The sequence below is a fragment of the Citrobacter sp. CK194 genome (assembly GCF_030333395.1).
Lineage (GTDB): Bacteria > Pseudomonadota > Gammaproteobacteria > Enterobacterales > Enterobacteriaceae > Citrobacter_B > Citrobacter_B koseri.
The window spans coordinates 608394-625502 of the sequence record NZ_JAOWGA010000018.1 but is presented as its reverse complement, the minus strand read 5'-3'; the positions used below and the strand labels follow the sequence as shown (position 1 = coordinate 625502).

16 protein-coding genes and 1 tRNA gene are annotated in these 17109 nt (G+C 54.5%); 5 read left to right on the top strand and 12 right to left on the bottom strand.

Annotated elements, in window-relative coordinates; translation table 11 throughout:
- Nucleotides 1-53: 53 nt before the first annotated feature.
- Together OGX80_RS14740 and actS are read right to left on the bottom strand one after the other, a co-directional pair.
- Nucleotides 54-127: transfer RNA gene (locus OGX80_RS14740), tRNA-Gly, on the bottom strand.
- A 79-nt stretch (nucleotides 128-206) separates the two neighbouring features.
- Nucleotides 207-953, bottom strand: a complete 747-nt coding sequence (actS, locus tag OGX80_RS14735) for an amidase activator ActS (protein WP_058668057.1) — start codon at nucleotides 951-953, stop codon at nucleotides 207-209.
- A 200-nt stretch (nucleotides 954-1153) separates the two neighbouring features.
- Here actS and idi point away from each other — a divergent pair, with 200 nt between their 5' ends.
- Entirely contained in the window at nucleotides 1154-1699 is a 546-nt protein-coding gene (gene idi / locus OGX80_RS14730; RefSeq protein WP_115181182.1) for an isopentenyl-diphosphate Delta-isomerase, read from the top strand.
- A gap of 99 nt (nucleotides 1700-1798) precedes the next feature.
- Here idi and lysS read toward each other — a convergent pair whose 3' ends face one another.
- From lysS to xerD, 5 genes are all read right to left on the bottom strand, one after another.
- The gene (lysS, locus tag OGX80_RS14725) at nucleotides 1799-3316 is read right to left on the bottom strand and encodes a lysine--tRNA ligase (RefSeq protein ID WP_012134993.1); all 1518 of its coding nucleotides are present in this window, start codon (nucleotides 3314-3316) and stop codon (nucleotides 1799-1801) included.
- A gap of 9 nt (nucleotides 3317-3325) precedes the next feature.
- Nucleotides 3326-4424 (bottom strand): peptide chain release factor 2 gene (prfB, locus tag OGX80_RS14720; protein ID WP_096753903.1). Its coding sequence is split into 2 segments (ribosomal slippage): nucleotides 3326-4348 and nucleotides 4350-4424, totalling 1098 coding nucleotides; the frame shifts between segments, so codons are not numbered across the junction.
- Between the two features lie 86 nt (nucleotides 4425-4510).
- Nucleotides 4511-6244: a single-stranded-DNA-specific exonuclease RecJ gene (recJ, locus tag OGX80_RS14715; protein WP_115181181.1), complete on the bottom strand. Its 1734-nt coding sequence runs from the start codon at nucleotides 6242-6244 to the stop codon at nucleotides 4511-4513.
- Nucleotides 6245-6249: 5 nt separating this feature from the next.
- On the bottom strand, nucleotides 6250-6963 hold the full coding sequence (gene dsbC, locus OGX80_RS14710; RefSeq protein ID WP_115181180.1) for a bifunctional protein-disulfide isomerase/oxidoreductase DsbC: 714 nt from the start codon (nucleotides 6961-6963) through the stop codon (nucleotides 6250-6252).
- A 23-nt stretch (nucleotides 6964-6986) separates the two neighbouring features.
- Nucleotides 6987-7883 carry a site-specific tyrosine recombinase XerD gene (xerD, locus tag OGX80_RS14705; RefSeq protein ID WP_115181179.1) on the bottom strand — a complete coding sequence of 299 codons (897 nt, stop codon included), beginning with the start codon at nucleotides 7881-7883 and terminating at the stop codon, nucleotides 6987-6989.
- Between the two features lie 103 nt (nucleotides 7884-7986).
- Between xerD and fldB the strand changes: the two genes are divergently transcribed.
- The gene (gene fldB / locus OGX80_RS14700) at nucleotides 7987-8511 is read left to right on the top strand and encodes a flavodoxin FldB (RefSeq protein WP_012134999.1); all 525 of its coding nucleotides are present in this window, start codon (nucleotides 7987-7989) and stop codon (nucleotides 8509-8511) included.
- Between the two features lie 97 nt (nucleotides 8512-8608).
- Here fldB and OGX80_RS14695 read toward each other — a convergent pair whose 3' ends face one another.
- Together OGX80_RS14695 and sdhE are read right to left on the bottom strand one after the other, a co-directional pair.
- Nucleotides 8609-9016 carry a protein YgfX gene (locus tag OGX80_RS14695; protein ID WP_024130921.1) on the bottom strand — a complete coding sequence of 136 codons (408 nt, stop codon included), beginning with the start codon at nucleotides 9014-9016 and terminating at the stop codon, nucleotides 8609-8611.
- Nucleotides 8997-9263 carry an FAD assembly factor SdhE gene (sdhE, locus tag OGX80_RS14690; protein WP_024130922.1) on the bottom strand — a complete coding sequence of 89 codons (267 nt, stop codon included), beginning with the start codon at nucleotides 9261-9263 and terminating at the stop codon, nucleotides 8997-8999. The genes OGX80_RS14695 and sdhE overlap by 20 nt, the downstream gene beginning before the upstream one ends.
- A 256-nt stretch (nucleotides 9264-9519) precedes the next feature.
- Here sdhE and ygfZ point away from each other — a divergent pair, with 256 nt between their 5' ends.
- The gene (gene ygfZ / locus OGX80_RS14685; protein ID WP_058668058.1) at nucleotides 9520-10500 is read left to right on the top strand and encodes a tRNA-modifying protein YgfZ; all 981 of its coding nucleotides are present in this window, start codon (nucleotides 9520-9522) and stop codon (nucleotides 10498-10500) included.
- A 151-nt stretch (nucleotides 10501-10651) separates the two neighbouring features.
- Here ygfZ and trhA read toward each other — a convergent pair whose 3' ends face one another.
- Nucleotides 10652-11311: a PAQR family membrane homeostasis protein TrhA gene (trhA, locus tag OGX80_RS14680; RefSeq protein WP_012135004.1), complete on the bottom strand. Its 660-nt coding sequence runs from the start codon at nucleotides 11309-11311 to the stop codon at nucleotides 10652-10654.
- Between the two features lie 161 nt (nucleotides 11312-11472).
- The gene (gene yqfB, locus OGX80_RS14675) at nucleotides 11473-11784 is read right to left on the bottom strand and encodes a N(4)-acetylcytidine aminohydrolase (RefSeq protein WP_114848307.1); all 312 of its coding nucleotides are present in this window, start codon (nucleotides 11782-11784) and stop codon (nucleotides 11473-11475) included.
- A 52-nt stretch (nucleotides 11785-11836) separates the two neighbouring features.
- On the opposite strand from yqfB, the gene OGX80_RS14670 reads away from it, so the two are divergent.
- Entirely contained in the window at nucleotides 11837-12565 is a 729-nt protein-coding gene (locus OGX80_RS14670) for a MurR/RpiR family transcriptional regulator (RefSeq protein ID WP_012135006.1), read from the top strand.
- A 120-nt stretch (nucleotides 12566-12685) separates the two neighbouring features.
- Nucleotides 12686-14119, top strand: coding sequence for a 6-phospho-beta-glucosidase BglA (gene bglA / locus OGX80_RS14665; RefSeq protein ID WP_012135007.1), 1434 nt, complete (start codon nucleotides 12686-12688; stop codon nucleotides 14117-14119).
- 110 nt (nucleotides 14120-14229) lie between these two features.
- Here the strand turns inward: bglA and gcvP are convergent, their stop codons facing one another.
- Nucleotides 14230-17103, bottom strand: a complete 2874-nt coding sequence (gene gcvP, locus OGX80_RS14660; RefSeq protein ID WP_047461420.1) for an aminomethyl-transferring glycine dehydrogenase — start codon at nucleotides 17101-17103, stop codon at nucleotides 14230-14232.
- Nucleotides 17104-17109 lie beyond the last annotated feature (6 nt).

Sequence of the window (17109 nt, the reverse complement as noted above, 5' to 3'; positions counted from 1 at the left end):
TTTAAGCCATGTCCCTTAGGGTTCAGTAAGTTGGAGTACTTTAAGAATGGTCATGGAGCGGGCGAAGGGAATCGAACCCTCGTATAGAGCTTGGGAAGCTCTCGTTCTACCATTGAACTACGCCCGCTTCGAGATGCGTAAGGCATTATAAACCTTACGCTCTTATTGACAAGGTGCTTGCTCACTGACTGGCGATTAATTCACCGTCAGCATTTTGGTTTGCTCCCCTGCGGCGGTAAATAACGCAGCGGATCAATCGCTGTTGCGCGGTAGCGAATCTGGAAGTGCAAGCGAACGGAATCCGCATCAGTGCTCCCCATTGTGGCAATTTTCTGCCCGGCTTTCACGCTCTGCCCGTTGTTAACTAACAGCGTGTCGTTGTGGGCATAAGCGGTGATGTAATCCTCATTATGTTTAATCATGATGAGGTTCCCGTAACCGCGTAACTGGTTGCCGACATAGACCACCTTCCCTGCCCCTGCCGCATAAATCGGCGTACCGCGCGCGGCGGAAATATCAATGCCTTTGTTGCCGCCTTCCGCCGTTGAATAAGGCAAAATGACTTTGCCGCTGGCAGGCCAGCGCCAGCAACGTTGCCCTACCGGAGGCCAGGAAGATTGCGGCACAGAAGAGGACGGTCTGACTGCCGCCGTTTTCGTAGAGGATTTCGCCGTGGTCGCACGCGATGAACCGGAACGCTTCGCCCCGCCGCCCAGTTTCAGTTTTTGCCCGACCTCAATGGTGTAAGGCGGGGAAATACCGTTCAGGCGGGCAAGTTCTTTCACGCTGGTTCCCGTCGTGCGCGAAATGCGGTAGAGCGTATCTCCCCGCTTAACGGTATAGACGGAACCCGAATCAGAAGATTGATTGCTGGAGCAGCCCGCTAAAAGCAAGCCTGCACAAAGCAGCATCACAATACTCAGGCTCTTGTTGTTCAGGCGTCCTGCACTCAAAACTATTCCTCGCAACATTTCAAACGCCTTATCATAGCAGCCAAAAGCCAGATGCCCAATGTATTGCCATCGGTGTCACGATATCTCCTTCTTGCCACCGCTACTTTTGGTAATGCCTTTCCACCCTATATAGACTACGCTAGTTGCCAGAGTATATGGCTTGCAGCAGTATGCGGCTATTTTCATATTCAGGAGTTTTTATGACCGGGGAACATGTCATATTGCTGGATGAGCAGGGTAATCCTGACGGCATACTGGAGAAATATGCGGCTCATACCTCTGATACCCTTTTACATCTCGCCTTCTCATGCTGGTTGTTTAACGCGCAGGGGCAATTGCTGGTCACTCGCCGCTCGCTCAGTAAAAAAGCGTGGCCGGGAGTCTGGACCAACTCAGTATGCGGACACCCACAGCAGGGAGAAAGCACTGAAGCGGCAATTATCCGACGCAGCCGTTTTGAGCTTGGCGTCGAAATTACCAACCTGACGCCCGTCTATCCAGATTTTCGCTATCGGGCAACTGACCCGAATGGCATCGTGGAAAATGAGGTCTGTCCGGTATACGCCGCGCAGGTGACCAGCGCGCTACAGGTAAACCCGGATGAAGTGATGGACTACCAGTGGAGCGGCCTGGAAACCGTACTGCAAGCATTGAGCGCGGCGCCGTGGGCGTTCAGTCCGTGGATGGTGTTGCAGGCGTCTGACGACCAAGCGCGTGAGTTGTTGCGGGAGTATAACCAGGGGTAATTTACTGGCTTTGTGCCCGGTGGCGCTACGCTTACCGGGCCTACAGAGGTGCAAAACGTAGGCCGGATAAGGCAAAGCCGCCATCCGGCATCTCACGTCTTATTTTACCGGACGCATCGCCGGGAACAGAATCACGTCGCGGATGGTGTGGCTGTTGGTGAACAGCATTACCATGCGGTCGATACCAATTCCCAGACCCGCTGTCGGCGGCAGGCCGTGCTCCAGAGCGGTAACGTAGTCTTCGTCGTAGAACATCGCTTCGTCGTCACCGGCTTCTTTCGCGTTAACCTGATCCTGGAAACGCTGCGCCTGATCTTCTGCATCGTTCAGCTCGCTAAAGCCGTTACCGATTTCACGGCCGCCGATGAAGAATTCAAAGCGGTCGGTGATTTCCGGGTTCACGTCGTTACGGCGCGCCAGCGGAGAAACCTCTGCCGGATATTCGGTAATGAAGGTCGGCTGAATCAGGTGCGCTTCCGCCACTTCTTCGAAGATCTCAGTTACGATGCGGCCCAGACCCCAGCTTTTCTCAACCTTGATGCCGATAGATTCAGCGATCGCTTTGGCGGAGTCGAAGTTATCCAGATCGGCCATATCCGTTTCAGGACGGTATTTCTTGATAGCCTCGCGCATGGTCAGTTTTTCGAACGGCTTGCCGAAGTCGAACACTTCATCGCCGTAAGGCACTTCAGTTTTGCCCAGAATATCCTGCGCCAGCGTACGGAACAGCGATTCAGTCAGTTCGATCAGGTCTTTATAGTCCGCATACGCCATATAGAGTTCCATCATGGTGAACTCTGGGTTATGACGAACGGAGATCCCTTCGTTACGGAAGTTACGGTTGATTTCGAACACACGCTCGAAGCCACCAACTACCAGACGCTTCAGGTACAGTTCCGGCGCGATACGCAGGTACATGTCCAGATCCAGCGCGTTGTGATGGGTGATAAACGGACGCGCTGCCGCACCGCCAGGAATCACCTGCATCATCGGAGTTTCCACTTCCATAAAGCCGCGGCCCACCATGAACTGACGAATACCCGCCATAATCTGTGAACGGACTTTAAAGGTGTTACGGGATTCATCGTTAGAGATGAGATCCAGGTAACGCTGGCGATAGCGCGCTTCCTGATCCTGCAAGCCGTGGAATTTATCCGGCAGCGGACGAAGCGCTTTGGTCAGCAGCCGCAGTTCGGTGCAGTGGATGGACAGCTCACCGGTTTTGGTCTTGAACAGCTTCCCTTTCGCGCCGAGGATATCGCCCAGATCCCATTTTTTGAACTGCTCGTTGTAAACGCCTTCCGGCAGATCGTCACGGGCAACGTACAGCTGAATACGGCCGCCGACATCCTGCAACGTAACGAAAGACGCTTTACCCATAATACGACGGGTCATCATACGGCCCGCAACGGACACTTCGATGTTCAGCGCTTCCAGTTCTTCGTTCTCTTTCGCGTCGAAGTCAGCGTGCAGTTGGTCTGAGGTGTGATCGCGACGAAAATCATTCGGGAACGGAATACCCTGCTCGCGCAGGCTAGCCAGCTTCTCGCGGCGCGTTTTCAGTTCATTGTTAAGATCGGTTACCGCGTCAGCGCCCTGTGCGTGTTGTTCAGACATGTTGGTTCCTCATAACCCTGCTTTCAAACTTGCTTCGATAAATTGATCCAGGCTGCCATCCAGCACCGCCTGCGTGTTGCGGGTCTCAACCCCGGTACGCAAGTCTTTAATGCGGGAGTCATCAAGGACATAAGAACGAATCTGGCTGCCCCAGCCGATGTCGGATTTGTTATCTTCCATCGCCTGTTTCTCGGCATTTTTCTTCTGCATCTCCAGTTCATAAAGCTTCGCTTTCATCTGCTTCATGGCCTGGTCTTTGTTTTTGTGCTGGGAACGGTCGTTCTGGCACTGCGTCACAATCCCGGTCGGGATGTGCGTAATACGTACCGCAGATTCTGTACGGTTAACGTGCTGACCGCCCGCGCCGGATGCGCGATAAACGTCGATACGCAGGTCTGCCGGGTTGATCTCGATATCAATATCATCGTCAACTTCCGGGTAGACGAACGCGGAGCTGAACGAGGTATGACGACGACCGCCGGAATCGAACGGGCTCTTACGCACCAGGCGATGGACGCCGGTTTCGGTACGCAGCCAGCCATAGGCGTATTCGCCGGAAATCTTGATGGTGACGGATTTGATCCCCGCGACTTCACCTTCAGACTCTTCAATAATTTCGGTTTTAAAGCCGCGCGCTTCTGCCCAGCGCAGATACATACGCTCCAGCATGCTTGCCCAGTCCTGCGCTTCAGTACCGCCGGAACCTGCCTGAATATCGAGGTAGCAATCCGCGCTGTCATACTCACCGGAGAACATACGACGGAATTCCAGCTGCGCCAGCTTTTCTTCCAGCGTATCGAGTTCAGCTACGGCTTCGTTAAAGGTTTCTTCGTCGTCGGCTTCTACAGCCAGCTCCAGCAGCCCGGAAACATCTTCCAGACCCTGAGTCATTTGGTCGAGGGTGTCGACAATCGCTTCAAGGGAGGAACGCTCTTTGCCCAGCGCCTGCGCGCGTTCGGGTTCGTTCCAGACATCCGGCTGTTCCAGCTCGGCGTTTACTTCTTCCAGACGCTCTTTCTTGGCATCGTAGTCAAAGATACCCCCTAAGAACGTCAGAGCGTTCCGTGAGGTCCTGAATGCGGTTATTTACCGGGTTAATTTCAAACATGGTCTGATTTCTTTTATTGGACTAGTCAAAATGCAGTGATAAGAGCGGAATTCTACCGGATTCGCGCTCTCATTAATATACTGTTGTCAATTTGGCCAGAGGTGATCAATGATCAGCTGTAGGCTACGGTTGCCGCGAAACTCATTGATATCCAGCTTATAGGCAAGCTGAACTTCGCGTACGCCGTTATCCGGCCAGCAGGCGGTATCAACGTTAAACGCAATGCCGTCCAGCAGCGGGCCGCCGCCAACCGGTTCGACCATCACTTTCAGGTGGCGTTCGCCGACCAGCCGCTGCTGCAACAGGCGAAAACGTCCGTCAAACAGCGGTTCCGGGAACATCTGCCCCCACGGCCCTGCGTCACGCAGCAGTTGCGCCACTTCCATCGTCATCTCAGCCACGCTCAGCGGGCCATCAGAAACCACTTCGCCCTGTAGCAACGATGGGTCGAGCCACTCGGTCACCAGCTCGCCAAAACGCTGCTGGAAATGTTCAAACTGCGCCTCTTCCAGCGACAATCCTGCCGCCATCGCATGGCCGCCGAATTTGAGCATCATCCCCGGATACAGCGTATCCAGACGCTCCAGCGCATCGCGCATATGCAGCCCCTGAATGGAACGACCGGAACCTTTCAGCGTACCGTCACCGGCGGGCGCAAAGGCAATCACCGGGCGATGGAAGCGCTCTTTAATGCGCGAAGCCAGAATGCCGACCACGCCCTGATGCCATTCTGGATGATACATCGCCAGGCCGCCAGGCAGCGTTTCACGGCTGCGTTCCAGTTTCTCGCACAGGGTCAGCGCTTCCGCCTGCATCCCCTGTTCGATCTCTTTACGCGTCTGGTTCAGCGCATCCAGTTCATTCGCCAGCACCCGCGCTTCGCCGATGTTATCGCACAGCAGCAACGCCACGCCGACGGACATATCATCCAGCCGCCCTGCGGCATTCAGACGCGGCCCCAGCGCAAAGCCTAAATCGCTGGCCGCCAGCTTCTGCGGATCGCGGTTCGACACCTCAAGCAGCGCCTTAATGCCTGGACGACATTTCCCGGCGCGGATACGGCTCAACCCCTGCCACGTCAGGATGCGGTTATTGGCGTCCAGCGGCACCACGTCCGCCACCGTGCCTAACGCGACCAGGTCGAGCAATTCCGCCAGATTCGGCGGCGTAATGCCACGCTCATCAAACCAGCCTTTATCACGCAGGAAAGTGCGCAGCGCCAGCATCATATAGAACGCCACGCCAACGCCTGCCAGCGACTTCGACGGGAAATCGCAATCTCGCAGATTCGGGTTAATGATGGCTTCTGCGTCAGGTAGCGTATCGCCCGGCAGGTGGTGATCGGTCACTACCACCGGAATCCCCAACGCTCTGGCATGTTCCACACCGGTATGAGAAGAGATACCGTTATCCACCGTCACAATCAGCTGCGCGCCGCGAGCATGCGCCTGATCGACCACTTCCGGGCTTAATCCGTAGCCGTCTTCAAAACGGTTTGGCACCAGGTAGCTGATATTGTTACAGCCCAGCGAACGCATACCGAGGACGCTAAGCGCCGTACTGGTGGCGCCATCCGCGTCAAAATCGCCCACGACGACGATGCGAGTCCCCTCGCGAAACGCGTTATAGAGGATCTCAACCGCCTTTTCGACGCCGCTAAGCTGCTGCCACGGCAGCATCCCTTTTACGCTGCGCTCCAGCTCCTGCGCGCTGCGTACGCCCCGGCTGGCGTATAAACGGCGCAGCAGCGGCGGCAGGTCAGCAGGCAGCTCAGCTGTCTCGTCGGCCTCACGCCGACGAAGTTGTATCTGTTGTTTCACGCGAATTATTTACCGCTGGTCTGTTTCTGGTGCGCGTCAAGGAACGCCTTCATCTCTTTCGGCCCCTGATAGCCAGGCACCACATAGCCGTTGCTCAGCACAATCGCTGGCGTGCCGCTCACGCCGAACTGCACGCCCAGCGCATAATGATTGGCGATATCGATATCGCAGGTGGCGGCTTTCACGCCTTTGCCCGCCATCGCGTCATCAAAGGCTTTGTTTCGGTCTTTCGCGCACCAGATGGACTTCATATCCTGCTCGGCCTGGCTTTCCAGCCCCTGGCGCGGGAAGGCCAGATAACGCACGGTAATCCCCAGCGCGTTGTAGTCTTTCATCTCTTCATGCAGCTTGTGACAGTAGCCGCAGGTAATGTCGGTAAAGATGGTGATGACGTGTTTTTCCTGCGGCGCTTTGTAAACAATCATCTCTTTTTCCAGCACATTCAGGTGTTTCATCAGCAACTGATTGGTGACATTTACCGGCGACGCGCCGCTGACGTCATACATCGGCCCCTGAATAATATGCTTGCCATCGTCGGTGACGTACAGCACGCCGCTGTTGGTCAGCACGGTTTTCATGCCTGCAACCGGCGCGGGTTGAATTTCCGTGCTCTGCACGCCCAGCTTAGTCAGCGACTGGCGAATGGCTGCATCGTCCGCATGAACCATTCCCGAAAATGCCGCCGCCAGCAGGGTGAACATCATAAAACGTTTTTTCATAACCTATCCTTTCCTGTCAGCACTCACGCTCGCGGGTGATGCTGTTGATGAAGTTGACGCAAGCGCTCCGTTGCGACATGAGTATAAATTTGTGTGGTCGAGAGATCGCTATGCCCAAGCAGCATCTGTACAACGCGTAAGTCAGCGCCATGATTCAGCAAATGGGTGGCGAAAGCGTGACGCAAAACGTGCGGCGACAGCTTTTCGCTGTCGATTCCCGCCAGCACGGCATAGTGTTTAATGCGGTGCCAGAAGGTCTGACGCGTCATTTGTTGCGCCCGCTGGCTGGGAAATAAAACGTCAATCGACACGCCGTTCAGCAGCCACGGGCGCCCGTGCTCCAGATACATCTCCAGCCAGTACACCGCCTCTTCGCCCAACGGCACCAGACGTTCTTTATTGCCTTTACCGATAACCCGCACGACGCCCTGGCGCAAACTGATATCGCTCATGGTCAGCCCAACCAGCTCAGAAACGCGCAGGCCCGTCGCATACAGCACTTCCAGCATTGCTTTGTCGCGTAATTCCAGCGGTTGGTCAACAACTGGCGACTGTAATAATCTCTCAACTTGTGCTTCGCTGAGATCTTTTGGCAAACGCTGCGGAAGTTTGGGCGACGCGAGCTGCGCGCTCGGATCGTCCTCACGAAATTTTTCACGGTACAGATGCTGAAAGAAGCGCCGCGTGGCGCTCAACAACCGTGCGGAACTGGTGGCTTTATACCCGCCATCCATACGTTCCGCCAGCAGCGTTTGTAAATCATCGCTCTGCACCGTCGCCAGCGTTTTTCCACGATGATGCAACCATTCGACCACCATCGACAAGTCGCGCCGATACGCGCTCAGCGTATTTTCCGCCAGATTACGCTCCAGCCACAGGGCATCGAGAAACTGCTCGATACGCGCCAGATCCTTATCCATCTCGGGCCCCTCTGCGTGTTAAATCAACGCCATTATGCCTGAAGCCGACGCCTTTCTGGTACACTAGCCGCATCGTCATCGCAAGAATCGAGAGCAGTACGTCATGAATATCGGCCTTTTTTATGGTTCCAGCACCTGCTATACCGAAATGGCAGCGGAAAAAATTCGCGACATTATTGGCCCGGAACTGGTCACATTACACAACCTCAAGGATGACTCTCCGACCTTAATGGAGCAGTACGATGTGCTCATTTTAGGCATTCCGACCTGGGATTTTGGTGAAATACAGGAAGACTGGGAAGCCGTCTGGAATCAACTGGACGATCTCAAGCTGGAAGGCAAAATTGTCGCGCTCTACGGCATGGGCGACCAGTTGGGCTACGGCGAGTGGTTCCTGGATGCGCTGGGTATGCTGCATGACAAACTTGTCACCAAAGGCGTTAAATTTGTCGGCTACTGGCCTACCGAAGGCTATGAGTTCACCAGCCCGAAACCGGTCATTGCCGATGGGCAACTTTTTGTCGGCCTGGCGCTGGATGAAACCAACCAGTACGATCTCAGCGATGAGCGCATCCAGGCCTGGTGCGAGCAAATTCTCGGTGAGATGGCAGAGCACTATTCCTGCTGACCGTTTTGCCGGATAGCGGCGTGAACGCCCTGTCCGGCCTGCATGGCGCACCGAACCGTAGGCCTTAAAGCTGCGCGCCATCAGGCCTTCGTTGGCGTTACCCCTGCGTCGCCTGTTGCAACATTAACCGCCGTAAATCCCGCCACTCGGCGTCATCCATGCTGTCTGCCGCCAGCCACAAGTGCTGACGCTTCCCGCTGTCGGCGCGCAAACGCAGCATCATGCCAGTTTTAAGCATCCAGGGCGGGCCCTGAATCGTCCAGTCTTGCCCTTGCCAACGTAAACGCCCATCCATCAGCAGTTTAATTTCGCCCTGTCGGGTATTAATCCGCCGCTGACTGCGCACACAGTCGAACACCACCAGCGAAAGCAATATCAGCCAGAGCGGCGTGTAGCTCAATGGCCAGGGCATCAATAAAACCAATGCGGCGACAAGCCCATGAATGAGCAAAGAGAGCCATTGTGCGCGCCAGGAGACGCGTAAATCAGATTGCCACAGGACCACGTTCCCGATTCCGTGTCTGGATGAGTTTCACCATTTGTTCCAGTTCTGCATCCCCCGGTTTACCGTGGTTCATCAACCAGTTAAATAAATCAGGATCGTCGCATTCCAGCAAACGAACAAAGATGCATTTTTCTTCATCGCTTAAGTTATCGTACTCATGTTCGAAAAACGGCATGATGGAAATGTCGAGCTCACGCATACCGCGACGGCATGCCCAATGAATACGTGCTTTGTTATTAATATCCATGTTCTTCTTCCTGTCTCGCGAAAATGAAGTACCCGGCTATTGTAACGTGTTTTTCATGTTCTTTTACGGGAATCTCCATAAACGGAAGCATGATCGGCAAATAAAACCACATTAAGTCAAAGGGTTCATCGATTTTGCATCGCGCCTCGCAAAGCGGGCGATAAGGCACAAATGGGATGTTTAAACCGCTTGCAATGGGCTATAGCTCTTTTACCATTAGTCACTATTACTGCGTTAAGCAAATCAGGACATTATTATGGCTTTTACACCTTTTCCTCCTCGTCAACCGTCCGCGTCAGCCCGTTTGCCTCTGACGCTGATCACTCTCGATGACTGGGCGCTGGCCTCGATCACCGGCGCCGACAGCGAGAAGTATATGCAAGGTCAGGTTACTGCGGACGTCAACCAGCTTACCGAACAGCAACACTTACTGGTCGCCCATTGCGATGCAAAAGGGAAGATGTGGAGCAACCTGCGTCTGTTCCGCGACGGCGACGGTTTTGCCTGGATTGAACGCCGCAGTCTGCGCGAGGCCCAACTGACCGAGCTGAAAAAATACGCCGTGTTCTCTAAAGTCGCGATCGTGCCTGACGATGAGCGTGTTCTGCTCGGTATCGCTGGTTTTCAGGCTCGCGCAGCGCTGGCGAATATCTTTAGCGAGTTACCGAACAGCGAAAAACAGGTCGTGAGCGAAGGGGCGTCCACCCTGCTTTGGTTTGAACATCCGGCGGAACGTTTTCTGCTGATTACGGATGTCGCCACGGCTGAATCCCTGACTGAAAAACTGCGTGGCGAAGCGGCGCTGAACAACAGCCAGCAGTGGCTGGCGCTGGATATTGAAGCGGGCATTCCGGTCATTGACTCCGCGAACAGCGGGCAATTTATACCGCAGGCAACCAACCTACAGGCGCTGGGCGGCATCAGCTTTAAGAAAGGCTGCTACAGCGGGCAGGAGATGGTCGCCCGGGCAAAATTCCGCGGTGCGAACAAACGCGCGCTCTGGTCTCTGGCAGGTAAAGCCAGCCGCGTACCGGAAGCCGGAGAAGATCTGGAGTTGCAGATGGGTGAGAACTGGCGTCGTACCGGCACCGTTCTTGCGGCAGTGCAACTGGATGACGGCCAGGTTCTGGTGCAGGTGGTCATGAACAACGATATGGAAGCTGACAGCGTATTTCGCGTACGCGATGATGCGAATACCCTGCACATCGTACCGCTGCCCTATTCGCTGGAAGAGTAAAAAAATACGCCTGATGGCGCGCAGCTTTAAGGCCTACGGTTCAGTGCGCCATGTAGGCCGGATAAGGTATTAGCCGCCATCCGGCAGTTGGGTTTCAGGCCCCATCCCTCGTAGGCCGGATAAGGCGTAGCCGCTATCCGGCAACAGTGTGTCAGACCTGCCCTACGTACAGATAGATCGCCAGAAAGTGGCACACGCTGCCGCCCAGCACGAACCCGTGCCAGATTGCATGGTTATAGGGAATGCGTTTGCAGACGTAGAAAATCACGCCTAGCGAATAGACCACGCCGCCGACCGCCAGCAGCGTCACGCCTCCCGCCGCCAGTTTGATCGCCAGTTGATAAACTACAATCAGCGACAGCCACCCCATCGTTAAATACGTTACCAGCGAGAGAACCTTAAACCGGTGGGCAATAGTCAGCTTGAATAAAATACCGAGCAGCGCCAGGCTCCAGATGACAATCATCAGCCCACGCGCCAGCGGCGAATCCAGCCCCACCAGCAAAAACGGCGTATAGGTTCCGGCAATCAGCAGATAGATAGCGCAGTGGTCGAATTTTTTCAGCCAGATCTTCGCCCGCTGATGCGGAATCGCGTGGTAGAGGGTTGAAGCAAGAAACAGCAGGATCATGCTGCCGCCGTACAGGCTGTAGCTGGTAATAGCCGTTGCACTGGCATTCGCGTCTACCGCCTGAACCAGTAACAGCACCAGACCGACAATACCAAACACCAACCCAATACCGTGGCTGATGCTATTGGCAATTTCCTCTGCCAGCGAATATCCCTGTGCGATTAATGGTTTCTGCACCATAGCTTACTCCAAAGAACGTTCACAATCGTGATAGCGTTCCTAGCGTAACTGAGAATGGTTCCAGTGAACACCTGTTAGCTAAAATAAATATCAACTTAAGATTAATCTTTTTAAATCATGATGTTGAAACTTACTTTTCAACTAACAGTTGTTCATTAAAATCAAAGGCATTTAAAATCAATCACATAAAATTGCGTCTGATCCGGGTAAATCCCGGCAATCACATGTTTAAGTTCTTCAAGCGTCATGTTTTCCTGCCGGGCATGTTTTTCCGTCAGCGTCTCCAGCGTGACGGTTGAAGTGCCAACAACCTCAATTGTGCAGAAGTAACCCTCATCTTCGAAGCGTCCAACCCGTAGAATATCCCCGGCTTTGAAGTGTGATTCGGACTCGTCACGAATGGTGATAGTTTTGCGTCCGGCCAGAATGTCATCCTGGAAACGCTGAAAAAAAGTGATGTCATTTGGCTGCATGTTATTATTCCCTGTAGATGAAGTCTGATGAGTGAGTTTTGCCATTGTGAGTATGTTCTCCCACGCTGCCATCGCCAGTCTCAACAATCTTGAGATGCTGGTCTACAACTATGTCATCAAAAACCGTGACAAAGTCATGTACATGACCATTCGCGAACTGGCTGATGCCGTGGGCGTTTCCACCACCACCGTGCTGCGCTTTTGTCGCAAACTACACTGTGACGGCTACTCTGAATTCCGCGTGCGCTTTAAATTATATTTAGAGCAGGATGAACCGCAACAGGCTAATTTTGGCGCCAGCGAAATTATCAGTTTCTTTAAAAGCGTCAATAACGATGAGTTTGATAAATTACTCGATCAGGCTGTCGATATCATTTTATCTTCCGAACGTATTATATTTGTCGGCGCAGGAACTTCCGGCGCGCTGGCAAAATATGGCGCACGTTTTTTCTCTAACGTCGGGAAATTCAGTAATCATATTGACGATCCTTATTTTCCGGTCACCAACGACATGGCAAAAAACGCGCTGGCGATTGTGCTTTCAGTATCGGGAGAGACTGCGGAGATCCTGCGTTTTGCCAGCCAGTTCAGCCTGCACAACTGCAAAGTGCTGTCGATTACCAGCCATGAACACTCGGCGCTGGCAAAGCTGGCCGATTTTAATCTCTCCTGGCATGTACCACAAACCCGTATTGCCGGCGTTTATGATATTACAACGCAGATCCCCGTTATCTATATTCTTGAATCATTAGGCCGTAAGCTGGCGAAAAAATTAGCGTAAAAAAACAATTTGTTTTTTGGGCGTAACAAATTACACCAACGCTATTTTGTTATATCGTGACTTTTTGCCTTCCTTTGTTAGACTCAAAATCAGATTGTATTAATTTGAGATTGAGCAACAATGAAAAAACTCACCTTACCAAAAGATTTCTTATGGGGCGGCGCAGTTGCCGCTCATCAGGTTGAAGGCGGCTGGAACAAAGGCGGCAAAGGGCCGAGCATCTGTGATGTGCTGACCGGCGGAGCACATGGCGTACCGCGTGAAATCACCCGACAAGTCGTAGCGGGTAAATATTATCCGAACCATGAAGCGGTCGATTTTTACGGTCACTATAAAGAAGACATTAAGCTGTTCGCCGAGATGGGGTTTAAATGCTTTCGCACCTCCATCGCCTGGACCCGCATTTTCCCGCAGGGTGACGAGACGCAACCGAACGAAGAAGGGCTGAAATTCTACGATGATATGTTCGATGAGTTGCTCAGATACAACATCGAACCGGTCATCACCCTCTCCCACTTTGAAATGCCGCTGCATCTGGTACAGCAATACGGCGGCTGGACCAACCGTAAAGTGGTGGATTTCTTCGTCCGCTTCGCGGAGGTGGTATTTGAGCGCTACAAGCACAAAGTCAAATACTGGATGACCTTCAACGAGATCAACAACCAGCGCAACTGGCGCGCGCCGCTGTTTGGCTACTGCTGTTCCGGCGTGGTGTATACCGAACATGAAAACCCGGAAGAAACCATGTATCAGGTGCTGCACCACCAGTTCGTCGCCAGCGCGCTGGCGGTGAAGGCGGCACGCCGCATCAACCCGGAGATGAAGGTCGGCTGTATGCTGGCGATGGTCGCGCTCTATCCGTTTTCCTGTAAGCCAGAAGATGTCATGTTCGCGCAGGAATCCATGCGTGAGCGCTATGTGTTTACCGACGTTCAGCTACGCGGCTACTACCCGTCTTATGTACTGAACGAATGGGAACGTCGCGGCTTTAACATCAACATGGACGCTGGCGACGCGGAGATTCTGCGCGAAGGCACCTGCGATTACCTTGGCTTCAGCTATTACATGACTAACGCAGTAAAAGCGGAAGGCGGTAGCGGCGATGCCATTTCCGGCTTCGAGGGCAGCGTGCCGAATCCGCACGTCAAAGCTTCCGACTGGGGCTGGCAGATTGACCCGGTCGGCCTGCGTTATTCCCTGTGCGAGCTGTATGAACGCTATCAGAAGCCGCTGTTTATTGTGGAAAATGGGTTTGGCGCCTACGACAAAGTGGAAGAAGACGGCAGCATCAACGACGATTACCGCATCGACTATCTGCGTGCTCACGTAGAAGAGATGATGAAAGCGGTGACGTATGATGGCGTGGATCTGATGGGCTATACGCCGTGGGGCTGCATCGACTGCGTGTCATTCACGACCGGACAATACAGCAAGCGTTACGGTTTTATTTACGTGAACAAGCATGACGACGGTAGCGGCGATATGTCACGCTCGCGGAAGAAAAGTTTTACCTGGTATAAAGAGGTTATCGCCAGCAACGGCGAGAAGCTGTAATTTTTTGCCGGGTGGCGGCTAATACCTTATCCGGCCTACAAGTTCTGTCTCCGAATAAAAAAAAGCCGGGTAGCGCTTGCGCTTACCCGGCCTACAGCATGGCAGAGAGATTACTGATATTCGCTCATCGGTACGCAGGAGCAGAACAGGTTACGGTCGCCGTAAACGTCATCAAGGCGTTTCACGGTCGGCCAGTACTTGTTCGCTACCCCCGCCGGGAACACCGCGACTTCACGGCTGTATCCGTGGTTCCACTCCGCGACCAGCTCATTCTGCGTGTGCGGCGCGTTAACCAGCGGGTTATCCTCCAGCGGCCACTCACCAGCTTTCACGCGATCGATTTCCGCACGAATCGCCAGCATCGCATTGATAAAGCGATCCAGCTCCATTTTGCTTTCAGATTCCGTCGGTTCAACCATCAACGTTCCCGCCACCGGGAACGACATGGTCGGCGCGTGGAAACCGTAGTCGATCAAACGCTTGGCAATATCCAGCTCGCTGATGCCGGTCTCTTCTTTCAGCGGACGGATGTCGAGAATACACTCGTGCGCCACGCGGCCATCGCGACCGGTATACAGCACCGGATACGCATCTTTCAGGCGGCTGGCGATATAGTTGGCGTTCAGAATCGCCACCTGGCTCGCCTGCTTCAGCCCTTCCGCGCCCATCATGCGGATGTACATCCAGCTGATCGGCAGAATGGATGCGCTGCCGAACGGTGCGGCGGACACCGCGCCCTGACGGGTCAGCATCCCTTCGATCTGCACCACGCTGTGACCCGGAACAAACGGCGCCAGATGTGATTTCACGCCGATCGGCCCCATACCAGGGCCGCCGCCGCCGTGCGGAATGCAGAAGGTTTTATGCAGGTTGAGGTGTGAAACATCCGCGCCGATGAAGCCTGGAGAGGTAATGCCAACCTGCGCGTTCATGTTTGCGCCATCGAGGTATACCTGGCCGCCGAACTGATGCACAATCTCGCACACTTCACGAATGGTTTCTTCGTACACGCCGTGGGTGGATGGGTAAGTCACCATGATGCAGGAGAGATTGTCACCCGCCTGCTCGGCTTTAGCGCGCAGATCCGCCAGATCGATGTTGCCGTTCTTATCGCATGCGACCACCACCACCTGCATACCCGCCATCTGTGCGGAAGCCGGGTTGGTGCCGTGAGCGGAGGCCGGGATCAGACAGATATCGCGATGCCCGTCGTTGCGGCTTTCATGATAATGACGAATCGCCAGCAGACCCGCGTATTCGCCCTGCGCGCCGGAGTTCGGCTGCATACACACGGCGTCATAGCCCGTCAGTTTCACCAGCCAGTCAGAAAGCTGGTTGATCATCTGATGATACCCTTCCGCCTGATCTGCCGGGCAGAACGGATGCAGTTCCGCAAATTCCGGCCAGGTGATGGGGATCATCTCCGCCGCAGCGTTCAGCTTCATGGTACAGGAACCCAGCGGGATCATTGCCTGGTTCAGCGCCAGATCTTTACGCTCCAGCGAGTGCATGTAGCGCATCATCTCCGTTTCGCTGTGGTAACGGTTGAACACCGGGTGCGTCAGGATCGCGTCATCACGCAGCATACTCTCCTGGATAGAGCGGCTATCGTGCGCCACGTCTTTATCCAGCGTATCAATGTTCAGACCGTGGTCGTCGCCCAGCAGTACAGAGAACAGTTGCAGCACGTTTTCGCGGGTTGTCGTTTCATCCAGCGTGATGCCGACAGCATTGTGGATGTCGCTGCGCAGGTTGATCTCTGCGGCTTCCGCGCGCGCCAGGACGGCGGCTTTATCGGCCACCTCTACGCACAGGGTGTCGAAGTAATGCGCATGGCGCAGTTTCAGCCCTTTTTGTTGCAGGCCCGCCGCCAGAATGTCGGTCAGGCGGTGAATGCGATTAGCAATGCGCTTCAGCCCAACCGGGCCGTGATAAACGGCATACAGGCTGGCAATGTTGGCCAGCAGCACCTGCGAAGTACAAATATTGGAGTTCGCTTTCTCGCGACGGATATGCTGTTCGCGAGTCTGCATCGCCATGCGCAGTGCGGTATTGCCCGCCGCATCTTTCGATACGCCGATAATACGGCCCGGCATGGAACGTTTGAATTCATCTTTGGCGGCAAAGAACGCCGCGTGTGGGCCGCCGTAGCCCATCGGTACGCCGAAGCGTTGCGCAGAGCCGAACACAATGTCCGCGCCCTGTTTACCCGGCGCCGTCAGCAGCACCAGCGCCATAAAATCGGCGGCCACGCTGACGATAACTTTACGTGATTTCAGTTCGCTAATCAGCGCGCTGTAGTCGTGGACTTCACCGGTGGTGCCAACCTGCTGCAACAGCACGCCGAACACATCCTGGTGATCCAGCACTTTTTCCGCGTCATCGACGATCACATCAAAACCGAAGGTCTCCGCGCGGGTGCGCACGACGTCCAGCGTTTGCGGGTGAACGTCAGAGGCGACAAAGAAACGGTTGGCGTTTTTCAGTTTGCTGATGCGTTTTGCCATCGCCATCGCTTCTGCGGCAGCGGTTGCTTCATCCAGCAACGAAGCGGAGGCCATATCCAGCCCGGTCAGATCCAGCGTCACCTGCTGGAAATTCAGCAGCGCTTCCAGACGCCCCTGCGAAACTTCCGGCTGATAAGGCGTATACGCAGTGTACCAGCCCGGATTTTCCAGCATATTGCGCAGGATAACCGGCGGCAGCTGCACCGCGGTATAACCCATGCCAATGTAAGACGTGAAGCGCTTGTTGCGACCGGCAATCGCTTTTAATTCGGCCAGCGCGGCGTATTCCGTCGCCGCTTCACCTACCTGCGGCGGCGTGGCAAGCTGAATGTCTTTCGGCACAATCTGGCCGATCAGCGCGTTTAACGACTCGGCGCCAACGGTATTCAGCATCTCTTGCTGCTGTGCGGCGTCCGGTCCAATGTGGCGTTCAATGAAAGCGCCGCTGTTTTCAAGCTGGCTTAGCGTCTGTGTCATGGGCGA